Annotated in this window: 17 protein-coding genes and 1 tRNA gene; 9 read left to right on the forward strand and 9 right to left on the reverse strand. The window is 70.7% G+C overall.

All coding sequences use genetic code 11. From position 1 onward, the window contains the following. Window positions 1–292 precede the first annotated feature (292 nt). Window positions 293–368, forward strand: a tRNA-Arg gene (locus OHS57_RS12950). A 55-nt stretch (window positions 369–423) separates the two neighbouring features. Here the strand turns inward: OHS57_RS12950 and OHS57_RS12955 are convergent. Together OHS57_RS12955 and OHS57_RS12960 are read right to left on the reverse strand one after the other, a co-directional pair. Further along, window positions 424–1,077 (reverse strand): alpha/beta hydrolase, encoded by a 654-nt coding sequence (locus tag OHS57_RS12955; protein ID WP_328582006.1) that lies wholly within the window; start codon window positions 1,075–1,077, stop codon window positions 424–426. Window positions 1,078–1,348: 271 nt separating this feature from the next. Continuing rightward, window positions 1,349–2,110 (reverse strand): GntR family transcriptional regulator, encoded by a 762-nt coding sequence (locus OHS57_RS12960; protein WP_328582007.1) that lies wholly within the window; start codon window positions 2,108–2,110, stop codon window positions 1,349–1,351. A gap of 139 nt (window positions 2,111–2,249) precedes the next feature. Here OHS57_RS12960 and OHS57_RS12965 point away from each other — a divergent pair, with 139 nt between their 5' ends. Together OHS57_RS12965 and OHS57_RS12970 are read left to right on the forward strand one after the other, a co-directional pair. Beyond that, complete coding sequence (locus OHS57_RS12965) at window positions 2,250–2,606, forward strand: hypothetical protein (protein ID WP_328582008.1); 357 nt, start codon at window positions 2,250–2,252, stop codon at window positions 2,604–2,606. Between the two features lie 157 nt (window positions 2,607–2,763). Next, complete coding sequence (locus OHS57_RS12970; RefSeq protein ID WP_328582009.1) at window positions 2,764–3,216, forward strand: ATP-binding protein; 453 nt, start codon at window positions 2,764–2,766, stop codon at window positions 3,214–3,216. Window positions 3,217–3,324: 108 nt separating this feature from the next. Here OHS57_RS12970 and OHS57_RS12975 read toward each other — a convergent pair whose 3' ends face one another. Further along, window positions 3,325–3,723, reverse strand: a complete 399-nt coding sequence (locus tag OHS57_RS12975) for a MerR family transcriptional regulator (RefSeq protein ID WP_328582010.1) — start codon at window positions 3,721–3,723, stop codon at window positions 3,325–3,327. Between the two features lie 55 nt (window positions 3,724–3,778). On the opposite strand from OHS57_RS12975, the gene OHS57_RS12980 reads away from it, so the two are divergent. Continuing rightward, window positions 3,779–4,927, forward strand: a complete 1,149-nt coding sequence (locus tag OHS57_RS12980; RefSeq protein WP_328582011.1) for a serine hydrolase domain-containing protein — start codon at window positions 3,779–3,781, stop codon at window positions 4,925–4,927. Window positions 4,928–4,937: 10 nt separating this feature from the next. On the opposite strand, the gene OHS57_RS12985 is transcribed toward OHS57_RS12980, so the two are convergent. Beyond that, window positions 4,938–5,546, reverse strand: coding sequence for a TetR/AcrR family transcriptional regulator (locus tag OHS57_RS12985; protein ID WP_328585054.1), 609 nt, complete (start codon window positions 5,544–5,546; stop codon window positions 4,938–4,940). A 108-nt stretch (window positions 5,547–5,654) separates the two neighbouring features. On the opposite strand from OHS57_RS12985, the gene OHS57_RS12990 reads away from it, so the two are divergent. Genes OHS57_RS12990 through OHS57_RS13000 form a run of 3 tightly spaced genes read left to right on the forward strand, consistent with a single transcriptional unit; the run spans window position 5,655 to window position 7,533 of the window. Further along, window positions 5,655–6,395, forward strand: a complete 741-nt coding sequence (locus tag OHS57_RS12990; RefSeq protein ID WP_328582012.1) for an SDR family NAD(P)-dependent oxidoreductase — start codon at window positions 5,655–5,657, stop codon at window positions 6,393–6,395. 15 nt (window positions 6,396–6,410) lie between these two features. Beyond that, window positions 6,411–6,821: an ester cyclase gene (locus OHS57_RS12995; protein ID WP_241778600.1), complete on the forward strand. Its 411-nt coding sequence runs from the start codon at window positions 6,411–6,413 to the stop codon at window positions 6,819–6,821. Window positions 6,822–6,846: 25 nt separating this feature from the next. Beyond that, a complete protein-coding gene (locus tag OHS57_RS13000) occupies window positions 6,847–7,533 on the forward strand; it encodes an SDR family NAD(P)-dependent oxidoreductase (RefSeq protein WP_041989609.1) in 687 nt (228 codons plus the stop codon). Between the two features lie 34 nt (window positions 7,534–7,567). On the opposite strand, the gene OHS57_RS13005 is transcribed toward OHS57_RS13000, so the two are convergent. After that, a complete protein-coding gene (locus OHS57_RS13005; RefSeq protein WP_328582013.1) occupies window positions 7,568–9,037 on the reverse strand; it encodes an FAD-dependent monooxygenase in 1,470 nt (489 codons plus the stop codon). 77 nt (window positions 9,038–9,114) lie between these two features. On the opposite strand from OHS57_RS13005, the gene OHS57_RS13010 reads away from it, so the two are divergent. Then, on the forward strand, window positions 9,115–9,759 hold the full coding sequence (locus OHS57_RS13010; RefSeq protein WP_328582014.1) for a TetR/AcrR family transcriptional regulator: 645 nt from the start codon (window positions 9,115–9,117) through the stop codon (window positions 9,757–9,759). On the opposite strand, the gene OHS57_RS13015 is transcribed toward OHS57_RS13010, so the two are convergent. Together OHS57_RS13015 and OHS57_RS13020 are read right to left on the reverse strand one after the other, a co-directional pair. Then, the gene (locus tag OHS57_RS13015; protein WP_328582015.1) at window positions 9,760–10,704 is read right to left on the reverse strand and encodes a LysR family transcriptional regulator; all 945 of its coding nucleotides are present in this window, start codon (window positions 10,702–10,704) and stop codon (window positions 9,760–9,762) included. Between the two features lie 69 nt (window positions 10,705–10,773). Then, on the reverse strand, window positions 10,774–11,703 hold the full coding sequence (locus OHS57_RS13020; RefSeq protein ID WP_328582016.1) for an alpha/beta hydrolase family protein: 930 nt from the start codon (window positions 11,701–11,703) through the stop codon (window positions 10,774–10,776). 270 nt (window positions 11,704–11,973) lie between these two features. Between OHS57_RS13020 and OHS57_RS13025 the strand changes: the two genes are divergently transcribed. Beyond that, complete coding sequence (locus tag OHS57_RS13025) at window positions 11,974–12,420, forward strand: MerR family transcriptional regulator (protein WP_328582017.1); 447 nt, start codon at window positions 11,974–11,976, stop codon at window positions 12,418–12,420. A 25-nt stretch (window positions 12,421–12,445) separates the two neighbouring features. On the opposite strand, the gene OHS57_RS13030 is transcribed toward OHS57_RS13025, so the two are convergent. Beyond that, window positions 12,446–13,261 carry an SAM-dependent methyltransferase gene (locus OHS57_RS13030; protein WP_041989592.1) on the reverse strand — a complete coding sequence of 272 codons (816 nt, stop codon included), beginning with the start codon at window positions 13,259–13,261 and terminating at the stop codon, window positions 12,446–12,448. A gap of 218 nt (window positions 13,262–13,479) precedes the next feature. After that, window positions 13,480–15,789, reverse strand: coding sequence for an FUSC family protein (locus OHS57_RS13035; RefSeq protein WP_328582018.1), 2,310 nt, complete (start codon window positions 15,787–15,789; stop codon window positions 13,480–13,482). Window positions 15,790–15,820 lie beyond the last annotated feature (31 nt).

Genomic DNA, 15,820 nt, shown 5'->3' on the forward strand with positions numbered 1-15,820 from the left:
CAATTTTGGCAGCTTTTTGAAGCGTATGGCAATCTCCTGCGCGGCGTCAGCACCAACGGGACAGACCGGACGAGTGGGGCGCAGGCATAACGAGTGCACAACACCCGGGCCGCATGGCCGAAAAAGCGGTGCGGGAATCGCACCTGCCTGCGATTATCGGTTCGCTTCACTGAACCTCCACATCGTGCCACGCACGTGAAGCAACCGGGTCTAGGTGATCGGAGCCCTATCCTTGTCCCGGCAAGGTCACGGACGACACAACCGGACTCCAGGTCACCGAGGCCACGATCCGGCCCCCGTAGCTCAGTGGATAGAGCAGGTGCCTTCTAAGCACTTGGCCGCAGGTTCGAGTCCTGCCGGGGGCGCCAGCACTGACGTCGTGTCACTTCACGTCGTGCGCGGTGCGGGACGGCGGGGCGGTGCTCATCGCCCGAACGCCCAGGCCACCATCAGCGGGAACTCCTCCTGCCAGAACGCGCCGCCGTGCGCCCCGGCCCGTTCGGTCAGCACGACGTCCCCGCCCGCCTCGCGCAGCGCGTCCGCCCAGCGCGTCGCGTTTTCGCGGAAGAACGGCTCCGACGTGCCGGCGACGAAGTACGCGCGCGGAAGCGAGGCCGGCAGCAGGCCGGAGGGCCGGTAGCCGGCGCCCGGCGACGCGCAGAGGACCGCGCCGTACAGCTCCGGGTGGCGCAGCCCGACAGCGAGCGCCAGTTCCGCGCCGGCGGAAACACCGAACACGGCGGTGCGCCCGGCGGGCAGCGCGAGTCCGAAGCGCGAGCGCGCCCATCGGCGGACGTCGTTGACGAAGAACTCCTCGTGCGCCGCGAACCGTTCCGGGTCGAAGTCCGGTGAGTACTCATGGAGCCGCAGCGTCTCGTCGGTCGACCGGTGTGCGCCGACGATCATCGTGGCCGGCACGTCAACTGCCGCCTCCAGCACCGCGCCCCACTGTGGCACCAACTGACCGTCACCGGCGAACACGACCGCCTCGACCGCACTCGGCGGTACGTACGCCGTGACGTGCCGACCGCCGTCGTAGCCCAGAGTCCCGGTGACGAGTTCCCCGGCACCTGCCATGGTCACCCTCCTCGTCAGCAACGCGCGACTGTGCCGGGCCGATGCGGGAGTCGTATTCCCGGTCGCCTTCGGCGAACGGATCGAAGCTTCACTTGTCCGGCCGCAACCTGACCGTCACACCCTGCCTCTATGCGGATCGTGGTGGTCGAGCGCCTTGAGCGTGCCGGAACCGCCGTACGGCGTCGGCCGCGGCCTGGTCGAAGCCGCACACTGCTTCACCTTCTCTGGCGGCCTTCAGCTGGACGGAGGAGATGATTTCCCCCGTCCGGGATCAGTCGTCCAGGTCGATGGCGAAATCGACGATCGTCGTGTCTCCACGGCGCACGATCGGATGTGCTACCTCAACGATGCGGCCCGTGTCGGCGATGTGTCGCCGCGTGTAACGGAGGACGGGCACGCCCGCGCCAATCTTCAGCGTCGCCGCTTCCGCATCTGTGGGCATCGCCGCAGTGAACGACTCCGTAACGCGTGTCACGTTGATGCCAAGGGTGAGCAGTTGTGCCCGGGTGCCCCCGGGCCAGGGCTCGTGGATCGGGTCGGCAACCGGTGTGCCGGCAACGTCGGACCAGCGAACATAGCTGGTGGACATCTGCGTGGGCTGATCGTTGTCGTGGAACACGAAGTGCCGCGCCAGGAGCCGCTCGCCCGCCTCGCACTCGAACAAGGCAGCCAGTTCGGGTCCGGCCTGGACTTTCTCGAATCGCTTGTCGAGCCGGTACTCGGACCAACCGATGCCCTGATCCCGAGTGTACGGAGTGACCGGCGCGCCGGACTTGGCGCGATACCGGTCGGCGGCCATGCGGTGCACGGGCGGCCTGGCACGCACCCGGGTTCCAGCGCGGGCCCGGGATTCGACGGCGCCTTCATTGCGGAGTAGCCCGATCGCGTTACGGATCGTCGTTCCGGAAACCCGGTACTCCTGGCACAGCTCCGGGAGGGTGGGCAGCTGGTCACCCGGCCGCCATTCGCCGGAGGAGATGCGGCGCCGCAGGTCAGCGGCGATCCGTAGGTACTCAGGCTGTGCCACCGCCACACCACCGTCCCTCATGATCGCGTCAATCTGTACACACATACTCTCCCGACCCGCTTGACCTGTGCCAACTCGCACGACAATCTGAGTACAGATAACAACTATCCGTACTCAGATAACCACGGGATCCGAGGGGACAGTTATGCCCGAAACGGGGCACACCTGGCGCATGGTCTTCAAGGGCCACCCCGCCGAGGCGGTCCGCGTCCGACAGTGGACCCGCGGCCGACTGACGAACGGCGATGCCCCCGCCATCGCGAACGAGTTGTTCGTCGCGATCCTCGGCAGCCTCCCCTCTCGGCGTCCCGACGCCATCGAGATGACCATCTCCACCTCCGGCAACCGCGCCCGCATAAGCGCGACCGGATTCCTGCCGCTGCCCATCCTGCAAATCCATGGCCCCGGCGCCCTCATCATCGACCAGCTGACCCACTCCTCCGGCGTCTCCATCGACGGCTGCGGACTCTGGGCTCAGCTTCGGGCCGAGGTGGGCGCATGAGTCAGAAAGGCACACCCGTGACTCACGACACGCTCACCCGATGCGACAAGGCAAAAACACTCAGCGAGCACTTGACCCACGTGGGCGGCGACCAACGCTATCGGCACAGCGCCGGCACTGGTCGCACTCTGGGGTGCGCAACAACGGCGGCCCGATCATGACCGAAGCCATCAACATCCAGGCGCCCCTCCTCGAAGACAGCTCCCCGCTCGTGGTGAAACGGTGGCCGAGTAGCGACCGCTCGGTGGGCAAAGCTCGGCATCTTCTGCACCGGCACCTGGAGGCCTGGAACCTTGTCGGCCTCGCCGACTCGGCCCAGCTCGTTCTCTCGGAGCTGATGACCAACGCGGTGCGGCACGCACATGTCCCGGGCCGACTCATCGAGACGCGGTACGAGCGTCTGACGAACGGCGTGCGGATCGAAGTGCATGACGCCGCCGACACCAAGCCGCAGCTCCAAGCACCGACCCTGGACGCCGACTCCGGGCGCGGCTTGACACTCGTTGATGCCCTCACCGCAGGCCACTGGGGAGTGAGCGCCCGCGTAGGGGTCGGCAAGCTCGTGTGGGCCGTATGCACTGACGACGACAGCCAGCCCCGCAGCTCCTGAGATTGAACCCCCGTCCCTGACCGCAGATGACGGCGGGCGGGGGCAACCTCTCAGGCGTTTGACCCCAATGCCGGGGCCGGGTCGTCGCCGGCGGACCGGGCGACCGAGTCAGTCGGCCCGCGTCCGGCGGCGGCCCGTGGCGGACTCGCCCCGGCGGAGTTCGGTGAGGTAGCCGACGACCGCGTCGCGGTTGCGGGTCAGGACGTCGATACGTCCGGTCAGCCGGTCGCGTTCCTGTTCGAGTGCCGCCACCGTCTCGGGGGTGACGCCTTCGAAGACGATCGGATCGCGCGGTGACTCCAGGCAGGGCAGAATCCCGCGGATCACCTGCGTCGACAGGCCGGCGTCCAGCAGTTCGCGGATCTGCTGGACGCGGCCCAGGGCGCTCTCGTCGTAGTCGCGGTAGTTGTTGGGCCCGCGGGCCGACGTGATCAGGCCCTTGGCCTCGTAGAACCGCACTTGCCGCGCCGAGGCGCCCGCCCGTGCCGCCAGCTCACCGATACGCACACCGGCAGCGTACCGCTTGACCTTGACACCGGCGTCAAGGTTTGACGCTGTCCCTATGACTCAACTGAACGGAACCGTCGGCCCACGATTCGAACCCGTCCGCGACGCCGTGGCGGACCAGCTGCGCAGCGGCGCCGAGGTCGGCCTGTCGCTGTTCGTCGACATCGACGGCAGGCCGGAGGTGGACCTGTGGGGCGGCCACAGTGACGCGGCGCGCACGCGCCCCTGGGAGCGCGACACGATCACCAATGTGTGGTCGATCACGAAGAGCGTGACCAGCCTCGCCGCCCTGCTGCTCGTCGACGCCGGCGAGCTGGACCTGTACGCACCGGTCGCCCGCTACTGGCCCGAGTTCGCCGCGAACGGGAAAGAGCACGTCGAGGTGCGGCATCTGCTGTCACACACCTCGGGGGTGTCCGGCCTCGACCGCCCCGCGCGGCTCGACGACCTGTACGACGTGCGCGCCGCGGCCGCCCGGATGGCCTCCCAGGCGCCCTGGTGGCAGCCCGGCTCGGCCTCCGGCTATCACGTCCTGAGCTACGGCCATCTGGTCGGCGAACTGGTGCACCGGCTGACCGGCCGGTCGCTGCGCGACTTCACGCACCAGCACCTTGTCCGGCCGAGCGGCGCCGACTTCGGGATCGGACTGCGCGACGCCGACCTGGCGCGGGTCGCCGACGTCATCCCCCCGGCGATCGACGTCGATCCCTCGGCGCTCGGCCGCGACACCGTCGCGTACAAGACCTTCACCGGCCCCTCGTTCGGTGCGGGCGCGGCCAACACCCCTGCCTGGCGCGCCGCCGAGCTGGGCGCGGCCAACGGACACGGGAACGCCCGGTCGGTGGCCGAGATTCTCGCCCCCGTCGCCCGCGAGGGAGCCGCCGGCCACGGCCGACTCCTCAAACCGGCCACCATCGGCCGCGTCTTCGACGAACAGTCCAGGGGCACGGACCTCGTCAACGGGCTGCATCTGAGGTGGGGCATCGGATACGCGCTGCCCGACCGGCGCACCCTGCCCTGGATCCCCGACGGCCGGATCGCGTTCTGGGGCGGCTGGGGCGGCTCGATGGCCGTCCTTGACCTCGACCGGCACATGACCATCAGTTACGTCATGAACCGGATGGGGGCCGACATCCTGGGCTCGCAGCGGGCCGCGGCCTACATCACCGCCGTCTACCGGGCGCTGGGCGCCGCCGATCGGTGAGGGACGTGTCTCAGGACAGCGGCCAGTTGTGGAGCGCGGCGTCGGTCATCTCCTGGAGTTCGGCGCGGTCGACGCCGCTCGCGGCCTGGACGGCGATGCCGAAGGCCAGCGTCGTGACGTAGCGGGCCAGCAGGCCCGGGTCGGCCTCGGGCGGCAGGTCGCCCTCGTCCACGGCCCGCTGGAAGCGCTCGTGGACGCTGGAGTAGCTGTTGTTGCGCCAGGCAACGAGCAGGTCGCGGACCTCACGGCCCGAGTCGCTGACGGTCAGGGCGCCCTGGACGCCCATGCAACCGTGGGGCTGGGCCGGGCGGGTGGTGGTCCTGATGGTGCCGGCCAGGATCGCCGTGGCGACGCCGTGGGCGGTCGGCTCCTCCAGGGCGCGGGTCAGATAGGCGCTCGGGCCTTCGGTGTAGCGCTCCAGGGCCTTGCGGAACAGCCCCTCCTTGTTGCCGAAGGCCGCGTACATGCTGGTGGTGGAGATGCCCATCGCGCCGGTCAGATTGGCCAGGCTGGCCCCCTCGTAGCCGTGCTCCCAGAACACGAGCATGGCGCGCTCCAGGGCCTCGTCGGTGTCGAACCCCCGCGGTCGGCCGATCGGGCCGGTCTGTTTCGTCTCCACGCCTGTTGTCTCCACGCCCCCAGGTTACCTCTTCCGCATCGATCGCTACGGAAGTGCTACGTTCGAGTTCTGCATCGAGCGATGCGGAAATCGAAGGAGGTTGTCCCCGTGGGACTACTCGCCGGTAAGACCGCACTCGTCACCGGAGGCAGCGCGGGCATCGGCCTGGCCACCGCCGTAAGGCTGGCGGCCGAGGGCGCACACGTGTTCATCACCGGCCGGCGCGAGGCGGAACTCGAAGCGGCCGTCGAGGCGATCGGTCCGGCGGCCACCGGAGTGACCGGCGACATCGCGGACCTGGCCGATCTGGACCGGCTGTACGAGGCGGTCAGCGGCCGGGGACACGGCCTGGACGTGCTGTTCGCGAACGCCGCCGTCGCCTCGCTCGCGACACTCGACGAGATCACCGAGGAGCACTTCGACGCCCTCTTCGCCGTCAACGTCCGGGGCACGCTGTTCACCGTCCAGAAGGCGCTGCCGCTGCTCAACGAGGGTGCGTCGGTGATCCTGAACGGCTCCACCAACGGGGACGTCGGTGACGCGGGGCTCGGCGTGTACGCGGCGACCAAGGCCGCCGTCCGGTCGTTCTCCCGTACCTGGGCCAACGAGCTCAAGGGCCGCGGCATCCGGATCAACACGGTCACACCGGGCCCCACCGAAACCCCCGCCCTGGCCGCGCTCACCCCCGACGCGGAGCGGTTCCGGCGGGAACTGTCCGCGCGCGTGCCGCTGGGCCGGCTCGGGCACCCCGAGGAGGTCGCCGCCGCCGTGGCCTTCCTCGCCTCCGGGCAGAGCAGCTTCATCACCGGTTCGAGCCTGTACGTCGACGGCGGCCTGAACCAGATCTGAGAGGACGGTCGGCCGATGCCCGACAGCCAGCCCATGTCCGACGACGACCTGCGCGCGTTCTACCTGCGCTACGTCAAGGCCCTCAACGCCCATGAGTTCGACCACATGGACGAGTTCATCAACGACCGGACCACGCTCAACGGTGAGCCGGCCACCCGCGACGACCTCCTCGCGGTGCAGCGGCAGGACGTGGCCGCGGTGCCCGATCTGCACTGGGAGCTCAAGGAACTGCTCTTCGACGGGGACCGGTTGGCGGCCCGTCTCGTCAACACCGGTACTCCGGTGCGGGAGTGGCTCGGCGTGCCGCCCACCGGCGGCTCGTTCGAGATTGTCGAGTACGCCATCTACCAGGTCCGTGACGGGCGGTTCGTCCATATGACGGCCCTGCACGACGCCGGCGAGATGCGCCGGCAACTCACCAGCTGACCAGCTTATTTCGAGAGGAACACGCATGACCGTCACACTGATCACCGGGGCCAACAAGGGCATCGGCTTCGAGACAGCACGACAGCTCCTGGAGCTGGGCCACGACGTCTACATCGGCGCGCGTGACACCGAGCGCGGCGAGAAGGCGGCGGCGACGCTCGGCGCGCGATTCGTCCAGCTCGACGTGACCGACGACGCGTCGGTGAACAGCGCGCTGGCGACGATCGGCGCTGCCGAGGGCCGGCTCGACGTACTGGTGCACAACGCCGGCATCCTGGGGGCCGGAGTCACCGACGGCCCCACGGCGCTGCGGGCCTTCGACACCAACGCGGTGGGCATGGTGCGCGTCACGGAGGCGGCGCTTCCGCTGCTGCGCGAGTCCGCGAACCCGACCGTGGTGACCGTGTCGAGCAGCGCCGGGTCCTTCTGGGCGGTGACCAATCCGGAACGGCCCGAGTTCAACCTGCCGTTGGCGCTGTACTCCGCGTCCAAGTCGGCGGCCACCATGCTCACCGTCCAGTACGCCAAGTCCCAGCCGGGCATCAAGTTCAACGCGGTCGAGCCCGGCACCACAGCGACCGATCTGACCGCGGCGTTCGGCATAGGGAGGGCGCCCGAGGAGAGCGCCAGGGTCGTCGTACGGCTGGCCACGCTCGGCGCGGACGGGCCGACCGGGACGTTCCAGGACGAGAACGGGGAAGTGCCCTGGTAGGCGGCGGAGTTGGCGTCCCGTCCGGCGAGCGGCGTCAGGTGCGGGCCGCGAGGTAGCCGTCCGGGCGGACGAGGACGAGTTCGCCGGGGCGGGGCGCGTAGATCCGCTGGAACTCGCCCTGGCTGTCCACGATGTCGTCGCCGCCCCTGGCCCGCCCGGCGCTGGTGATCCGGTGGACGTGCAGATGGTCCGGGGTGGCGAGGGCGGGCAGGGCCGGGTCGTCGCTGTCGAACGCGATCAGGTTCCACTGCGGGCCCCGGAGCAGGTCGAAGAGGTCGCTGCCGAGCGCGGAGCCGTGCAGGCCGGTGACGTTGGGCGCGCGGTAGCCGGCGCTGCCGTAGCGCACGGCCAGGCCGGTGGTGGTCGCGTCGTCGGTGATCTCGCCGAGGGTCGCGCTCAGCGACGCGACGTCGCCGGTGGCCTGTTCGGTCGTCCGGTCAATCTTCTCCGTGCTCAGCGCAAGCACCTTGCGGGCGACGGGGATCCGCTCGGCGCCGTAGCTGTCCAGCAGCACGGGCGACGCGCCCCGCGTGACGGCGGCCAGTTTCCAGCCGAGGTTGTACGCGTCCTGGATCCCGGTGTTCATGCCCTGGCCGCCGGCCGGTGAGTGGACGTGCGCCGCGTCGCCCGCGAGCAGCACACGTCCCTTGCGGTAGTCCTCGGCCATCCGGACGTTGACGCGGTAGACCGACAGCCAGTCGGCACTCGTCAGCGTGACGGCGCCCGCGCCGGCTCGCTCGTCGACCAGCCGCTGGTAGAACTCCCTTGTCAGGGTGGCCGGTTGGGTGGCGGGGTCGGCGGGGGTCTGTATCTGCCACAGGTCACTGTGGGGCAGCGGCGTGAGGATCAGCATCCCGCCGTCGGAAGGCCAGACGTGCATCCGGGTGCGGTCGAGTCCTCCGGCGGTGACGTCCCCGATGTACCAGCGCTGCTCCTCGTTGGTCTCGCCCTCCAGCGGGACGCCGATCAGCTGCCGGACCGCGCTCTTCCCGCCGTCGGCCGCGACGACGTACCGCGCCCGCACGGCACTGTCACCCTGTGGCGTCCGCAGGCTGACCGTGGCCCCGTCCTCGTCCTGGACGAGATCGAGAGCCGTCACACCCCACTCCACCGCGCCGCCCAGCTCGTACAGCCGCTCGCGCAGCGCGTGTTCGACGTCGAACTGCCCGATCCACAGCGGGTCGGGGTACGGCGTGTGGAAGCTGTCCCTGGCACGGGCCGTGATCGAGGGCTGCTCGACGACCCCGCCGGACGGTTCGTGCAGCCGTACCGGGAGATCGGCCACGCCGTGCCGTACGACGTGATCGACGGCGCCGAGGTCGTCCAGCACCTCCAGCGTCCTGGGCTGGACGGTCTTCGCCTTGGAGGCCCTGTTGGGTGTGGTTTCGCGTTCCACGACGCGGCAGTCGACGCCCCGCCGGACGAGATCGCAGGCCAGCGTGAGCCCTACCGGTCCCGCGCCGACGATGAGGACGTCGGTTCCGGGCATGCCGCTTCCAGCCATGATTCCCTCTTCCGTCAAGTCTTTAGATGCGGTGCTGCATCTAATTTCACGCTACGGCAGCCTGATAAGATGCGCAAGTGCATCCAAAGAAAGCCGCAGAGCCGACGGAGCCCGCGCCGACGGAGCCCGCGCCGCCGCAACGCCGTCGCGGCGCGGCACTGGAAGAAGCGCTGCTGGCCGCCGCGTGGGCGGTGCTGCGCGAGAACGGCTATGCCGGGTTCACCCTCGAAGCGGTGGCCAACCGCGCGGACACCAGCCGTCCGGTCATCGCCCGCCGCTGGGCGACCCGCAACGACCTGCTGCACGCGACCATCGCGCACGCCGGCACGGCCAGGTCGCCCTCGCTGCCGGACACCGGCAGCCTGCGCGAGGATCTGATCGCCCTCATGCGCGAGATGAACGACGACCGGCTCGACTTCGCGACGGTGTTGGGCGTGCAGCTCGGCGGCTACTACCAGGAGACCGGCCGGACCCTCGCCGACGTGCGCGACATGATGGTCGACGCGCAGGAGCCGGTGGTCGACACGATCCTCGCGGCGGCGGTCGACCGCGGCGATGCGGACCCCGGTCGGCTGACGGCGCGCATCCGGTCGCTGCCCATGGACCTGCTGCGCCACCAGGTCTTCATGACGCTCCAGCCGATGCCGGACGAGGGCATCGTGGAGATCGTCGACACGGTCTTCCTGCCCCTCGTCCGCCCCGCTGGTTCGACGGGCACGTGATCAGCGCTCGGTGTCCTCGATCGTCTTCCAGGACGGACGCCAGACCGGCTCGGCGAGCGGTGCCAGGCTTCGGAAGTGCTTCATGACGGGCCGGAGTCCGGGGTGGGGGTTCACCCTCGGGATGATCAGCGAGAGCGGATAGGCGAGCGTCGGATTCACCACCGGGATGCGCCGCAGGTCGTAGTGGGGCGGCCAGATGTACCGGTCGCGCGAGCCCACGAAGGTCGCCATGTCGGCGGAGTCCGCGAGGATGTCCAGCAGTACCTCGTTACCGAAGTTGGGACCCGCCGCGTCGATGCGCAGATCGAAGCGGGTCGCCAACTCGTCGTAGAACTCGCCCCATTCGGTCTGCGGCGCGATCCCCGGCACCCAGATCCGATGCCCGCGCAGCCGGGACGGGGTCAGGGTGCGCGCGGAGGCGAGCGGGTGCCGGGGGCCGACGAGGAATTCCAGCGGGGAGTCGAAGGTGTGGATCATCCGCACGTCGCCCGGCAGCGCGGCCGGGTCGGTGACCGAGCGGAACGAGGCGTCGACATCGCCCGCCTGGACCGCGGCGACGGCCAGCCGCGGGTCGTTGACCCTGAGCGTCACGACATCGAGGTCGGTCCCGGGATGCGCCCGCCAGTAGTCGTGCAGGATGACGGCCTGCGCCGACCGCAGGCCGAGTACGTCGATCCGCAGGGCCCGCGAGCCCGGTCTGATCGCGGAGACGGCGCGGTCGACACCCGTGACGATGTTCCGGGCGTGCGGCAGGAAGGCCTGGCCGTCGACGGTCAGCTCGACGCCCCGGGCGGTACGGGTGAACAGGCTGACGCCGAGCCCGCGCTCCAGGGTCGCGATCCGCTTCGACACGGCCTGCTGTGTCACGCCCAGTTCGTCGGCCGCCTGCTGGAGCTGTCCCAGCTCGGCCGCGCGGACGAACGAGCGCACCGCCTCGGTATCCATCGCCCGATCGTATGCGCGCCCAACCGATGGTTGTGGCCTACCCCAACGGATGGTTGTGGCCGGCCGCCGTCACTTCGACTCGAGCCGCCCCAGCGGGTGGGGGCCGGCCAAGGACTCCTTCACCGCCGTCCAGCCGGCGCTGTCGATGCCGAGCGCGTGGCGCAGATAGGCCACGGTGACCTGCTGGAGCAGGGCGACGCGCTCGGGGCTCTCGTCGGTGGTCTCGGCGGCCCGGTAGCCGGAGATGCCGCCGAGGAAGTGCTCGGCCCCGAACAGGGTGAGCAGGCTCTTGTCGCCGGGGGCCAGGACGTACGGATCGGTTGTCCAGTCCGCTCCCCTGACGGTCAGCGGCAGGATGTCCTTGTCCCCGGCGACCACGAGCGCCGGGGCGCTCATGTGCCCGAAGTCCGGGTGCCGCAGCCAGGGAAGGTTCTCGGCGGCGAAGGGCGTCAGATCGTCGCCGCCGTTGCCCGCCGTGGCCAGCAGCACGCCCGCCTTGACCCTCGGGTCGGACAGGTCGTCCGCCTGCCCGGTCTGCGGGTCACCGACGCGCAGCCCCAGCAGGACGCCCGCCGTCTGGCCGCCGAAGGAGTGGCCGGCCGCCGCGACACGGGTCCGGTCCGTGCGGCCCGCCAGACCGGGGACGGCCGCCTCCAGCACGTCCAGGTTGTCGAGGACGTTCTTCATGTCCTCGACGCGGAAGCGCCAGAACCGCGGCCGGCGCGGATCGCCTTCGGGTACGCCCAGCGTCTTCGAGTCGAGGTGGGTGGGCTGGATCACCACGAAGCCGTGGGCGGCCCAGTGGTCGGCCAGCGGGCTGTAGCCGTCCAGCGACGAGCCGAAACCGTGGGCGAGCAGCACGATCGGCAGGTCATGTCCGGCCACCGGGGCGGAGACACGGACGCGCAGATCAGCGCCGCGCGCGGGTGGCGCGGGCAGCACGATCGGCTTGACGGTGACGACGGTGCCAGGGGCGGGCGTGGATGCGGTGCTGGTCATGGCGGGGCACTTCTTTCCTTGGGCGAGCTTTCACGCGTTACGCTAAAACCTGCCGCCGACGTCAGGGGCAAGCCGCTGTGACCTGGGGAGTGTCGTCGAAGTAGCGTCGTCCGCCCGCAGGGCGGGGGTGGCGGGCTCTGGTGCGTGCGGTCGCAAGGCGGAGGAGGGAGGGATGGCGGAGCCATCGCGACCGACGACAACGCCGCGAGCGTGCGTACCAGAGCCCGCCACCCAGACGGGACTTCGACGACACGACCTAAGGGGTGCACGATGCGTATCGGTGAACTCGCCGCCCGGACAGGCGTCAGCGTCCGGGCCCTGCGCTATTACGAGGAGCAGGACCTGCTGGCCTCGGACCGCAGCCCCTCCGGCCAGCGGCACTACCCGGAGAGCGCCGTCGAACGTATCGAGCTGATCCAGCAGCTCTACGCGGCCGGTCTGACGAGCAAGGGCATCGTGGAACTGATGCCGTGCGTCGTGGACGGCAACGCCACACCGGAACTGCTGGCCCGCCTGTCGGTGGAACGGGACCGTATCGACGGCCATATCGCCGAGCTGGTCGGCGCCAGGAACCGGCTCGACTCCGTCATCGAAGGCGCCGGCACCCATCTGCGTACGGGCCGCTCCTGCCGGAACAAGGACGCAGCCGACAGGAGCGTCACGGGCAAGGGCGCCATGGGCAGGGGCGTCACGGGCAGGAGCGCCGCCGGGCGGTGAGCCGCGGCAGCTCGCCGGCCACGGCTCAGCCGATCTTGCGGGCGACCGCTCCGTACATCGCGATGTCGCGGTCGTCCACGGCCTCCTGGCCGGGGACCGGCCGCCAGCGGTGCACCTGGGTGAGCCCGGGTTCGACGAGGGCCAGGCCGTCGAAGAAGGCCAACGCCTGTTCGTAGGTGCGCAGTTGCATGGGCATGCCCTGGCGCTTGTACTCGGCCGCGACGCGCCCCACTTCCTCGGGCGCGAAGTCGGCGGTGCCGATCGTCATCGCCAGATAGCTTCCGGTGGGCAGCGGGTCCAGCAGCCGCCGGACCAGGCCGTGGGCGTCGTCGGTGTCGAGGATGAAGTGCAGCATGCCGATGACCAGCAGCCCGATGGGCTCCTGCAGATCGAGCAGCCCCTGGAACTGGGCGTTGGTGAGGATCCTGGCCGGGTCGCGCATGTCGGCGTCGACGTACGCGGTGCGGCCCTGCGAGGTGCTGGTCAGCAGGTTGCGGGCGTGGGCCAGGACGATCGGGTCGTTGTCGACGTAGACGATCCGCGAGGCCGGCGCCACCTCCTGCACGACCTGGTGGACGTTGGGCGCCGTGGGCAGGCCGCTGCCGATGTCGAGGAACTGCCGGACCCCCGCCTCCGCCGCCAGATAGCGCGAAGCACGCTCCATGAAACGGCGGTTGGCCCGCATGTGCACCGGCAGCGCCGCCCACTCCCGGCACATCGCGTCCCCGGCCTCCCGGTCCGCCGGATAGTTCGTCCGGCCGCCCAGGATGTAGTCGTACACCCGGGCCGAGTGAGCCACCCCTGTATCGAACGGATCCCGCCCAACCTTCCCCGGAGTCAAGGCCGCTCACTCCTCTCCACAGAACACGCGGCACCGCCGCGTCGCCCGGCACGGACCTGGCACGAAAACTGGCACGAAACCCAAGACATAACCCGTCCGGCCCGCACCACCACGCAACACACCCGATCGAGGGCGCGCCCCGCACCCAGGTGCCGACCCCGGTGCGAAAGGGGGCTCAGCGACACCCCGGGCGGGTCTCAGCCCTCCTGACGCGGGCGTCAGACCGAGATCCGCGCGTCGGCCGTCCGCAGGCCGTTCTCCTCGGCGTAGCGGGCCAACGTCTCGTCCAGCGCGGCCAGTTCGCGCAGCGCCGTGTGCAGGCGCTCGGCGCGCGGGCCCGTGGGGGCGTGCAGTTCGGACCGCAGGTTCTGTACGAGCGGGCTCACCCGGGTCCAGGCGCCTTCGGGCTCCCCCGTCGCGAAGCGGCGGTCCAGGGCCCGGAGGGACTGCACGAACGCTTCGGTGATCCGCTCCACGCCGTCCGTGACGTGCGGCGGCAGGTCGATGTCGATGTCCGCCGCCGCCGCGAGCGAGCGGGCGTGGCCGGTGGCGGTGGTGAGGAGCGCGAGGCGGTTCTCGGCGCCGCGTGCGCGGCCGCCGAGCGGCATCCGGATCAGCGGCCTGGCGGCGCCGGTCACCTGGAACAGGGCCGCGTCCACCCCGCGGGCGGCGCCGCGCAGCCGTACCGGCGCCGCCGGCTCCGTCCAGCGCAGCACCAGCTGGGACAGCAACTGCTCGACGGCGGCGGTGTATCCGCGTTCCGCCTCGCGCCTGATCTTCCTGCTGGACACGGGGAAGATCAGCGCGGCGCAGCCGGTCGCGACGAGGATGCCGAGGCCGTTGTCGAGCAGCCGCTCGGCCAGCAGGTGGTCCATGCCGCTGTACGGCGTGGTCATGCCGTACAGCTGGATCAGGGCGACGACGAGTCCGACGACCCAGTACGCGTACTGGCGCCCGATGCCCCACGCGCCGATCGCGAGCCCGGCCACGATGACCAGCAGCGTCAGATAGACGTGCCCGGGGCCGATGAGCCGCAGCAGGGCGATGCCGACCACCGCGCCGACGACGGTGCCCGCCATCCGGTGCGCGAACTTGCGCAGCCGCTCGTGCGTGGTGCTCGTACCGAACAGCGTGATCATCACGCCGACCAGGCCCCAGTAGAAGCGCCGCGGGTCGATGGCGTCGGTGATCGGGCAGACGATGGCGGCGGCGACCACCGCGTGCAGCGGCAGCCGTAGATAGGGGACGGCGCGCCGCCAGCCGTGGACGCTCTGGGCGGCCGACACCCGCCGGGCGACGGCGCCCGTGCCGGCCGGCCGGTTCTGCTCCAGCAGGACGCTGGGCTGGAACGGGACCTTCGCCGGCGCGGTGGGTGAGTTCCAGCCGAGGCTGAGCCAGTGACCGAGCGAGTCGGCGAGGGAGTCCAGCAGACGGCCGATCCGGTCGGCCAGCGCGACCGCCTCGGCCTCGTCGGCGCCGACGGCCTCGTACCGGAGAGCCGTCGCCTCGTCCCTGATGCGCAGGGCCGCCGTCCTGAGCGTGTCGGCGCTGCCGAGCGGGGTGTCCCTGGCGACGCGGAGCCCGGCCAGGACCGTCCGGCGCAGTGACGGCGGGATCGGGAGCTGGGTGAGCCGGCCCGTGGCCCGGCCGATGCCCTGAAGGGCGAGTTCGGCGTCGAAGAGGTAGCGGTGCAGCAGCTCGGCGGAGTCCGGGTTGGCCGCGACCTCGGGCTGGGCGAGCCGGCCGTCGATGGTGAGCGTGGTCGCGTTCAGCCGCCGCAGGCCGCGCCGCATCTTCTGCACGGCGGCGGCCTGGGCGGCGGCCCGGTCCCCGCCCCGGTCCCCCGCCCGGTGGGCCGCGGGGGCCAGCGCCTCGGCGGCGGACCCCGCCACGCGGCGCGCCTCGATGACGAACGCCCGCTGGGTACGGAGCAGATCCTCGCGCGGCATCGGGTAGCAGAGCAGCAGCCGGGCGGCGAGGACAGCCGCCGCTGTCGCCACGGCGACGACGAACAGCTCGCCGCAGAGGTTCAGGGGGACGGCCGCCATCATGCCGACCATCAGGGAGTTGAACAGCATCATGCCGGTGAGCAGCGCCAGCGCCCCGAACCGGGCGAGGAAGAACGTGACGCCGAGCCCCACCACCATCAGGGAGAGTTCCAGGCCCCTGTCGTGGCTCAGCCACGCGGCGAGCGGCAGGACCGCGGAGAACGGGAACGGCATCCACATGATGGAGCGCGCCAGCCGGGGCACCGTGTTCTCGGCGACCGCGAAGGCGCTCATCAGCCCCATCATCCCGCCGACCATCATGCCGAGCATGGCGGGCACGTCGAGGGCCGCCGCCAGGCCGTAGCCGACGGCGAGCGCGGTGACCATCGAGACCAGCGAACGCCATCCCGCCTGGAGCTGGCCCAGACCCGGGTCGGCGGCGAGCACCCAGTCCCACCAGCGTCTCGGCCCCTCGACGCGGCGCGGCGCCAGGGCGTCCTCGCGGGTGGTCACGGGCAGGGTCGGTGAGGCGGTGGTCAAGTGGTCTCCGGGCCGTGGGGGGTCGCCGGTC

It is taken from the genome of Streptomyces sp. NBC_00370, from assembly GCF_036084755.1.
Classification (GTDB): domain Bacteria; phylum Actinomycetota; class Actinomycetes; order Streptomycetales; family Streptomycetaceae; genus Streptomyces.

What these genes read in the sequence shown, in the direction of transcription:
- OHS57_RS12955 (WP_328582006.1), bottom strand. Translation starts at nt 1,077, where the DNA reads ATGGCAGGTGCCGGGGAACTCGTCACCGGGACTCTGGGCTACGACGGC.
- OHS57_RS12965 (WP_328582008.1), top strand. Translation starts at nt 2,250, where the DNA reads ATGCCCGAAACGGGGCACACCTGGCGCATGGTCTTCAAGGGCCACCCC.
- OHS57_RS12970 (WP_328582009.1), top strand. Translation starts at nt 2,764, where the DNA reads ATGACCGAAGCCATCAACATCCAGGCGCCCCTCCTCGAAGACAGCTCC.
- OHS57_RS12980 (WP_328582011.1), top strand. Translation starts at nt 3,779, where the DNA reads ATGACTCAACTGAACGGAACCGTCGGCCCACGATTCGAACCCGTCCGC.
- OHS57_RS12995 (WP_241778600.1), top strand. Translation starts at nt 6,411, where the DNA reads ATGCCCGACAGCCAGCCCATGTCCGACGACGACCTGCGCGCGTTCTAC.
- OHS57_RS13000 (WP_041989609.1), top strand. Translation starts at nt 6,847, where the DNA reads ATGACCGTCACACTGATCACCGGGGCCAACAAGGGCATCGGCTTCGAG.
- OHS57_RS13005 (WP_328582013.1), bottom strand. Translation starts at nt 9,037, where the DNA reads ATGGCTGGAAGCGGCATGCCCGGAACCGACGTCCTCATCGTCGGCGCG.
- OHS57_RS13015 (WP_328582015.1), bottom strand. Translation starts at nt 10,704, where the DNA reads ATGGATACCGAGGCGGTGCGCTCGTTCGTCCGCGCGGCCGAGCTGGGA.
- OHS57_RS13020 (WP_328582016.1), bottom strand. Translation starts at nt 11,703, where the DNA reads ATGACCAGCACCGCATCCACGCCCGCCCCTGGCACCGTCGTCACCGTC.
- OHS57_RS13025 (WP_328582017.1), top strand. Translation starts at nt 11,974, where the DNA reads ATGCGTATCGGTGAACTCGCCGCCCGGACAGGCGTCAGCGTCCGGGCC.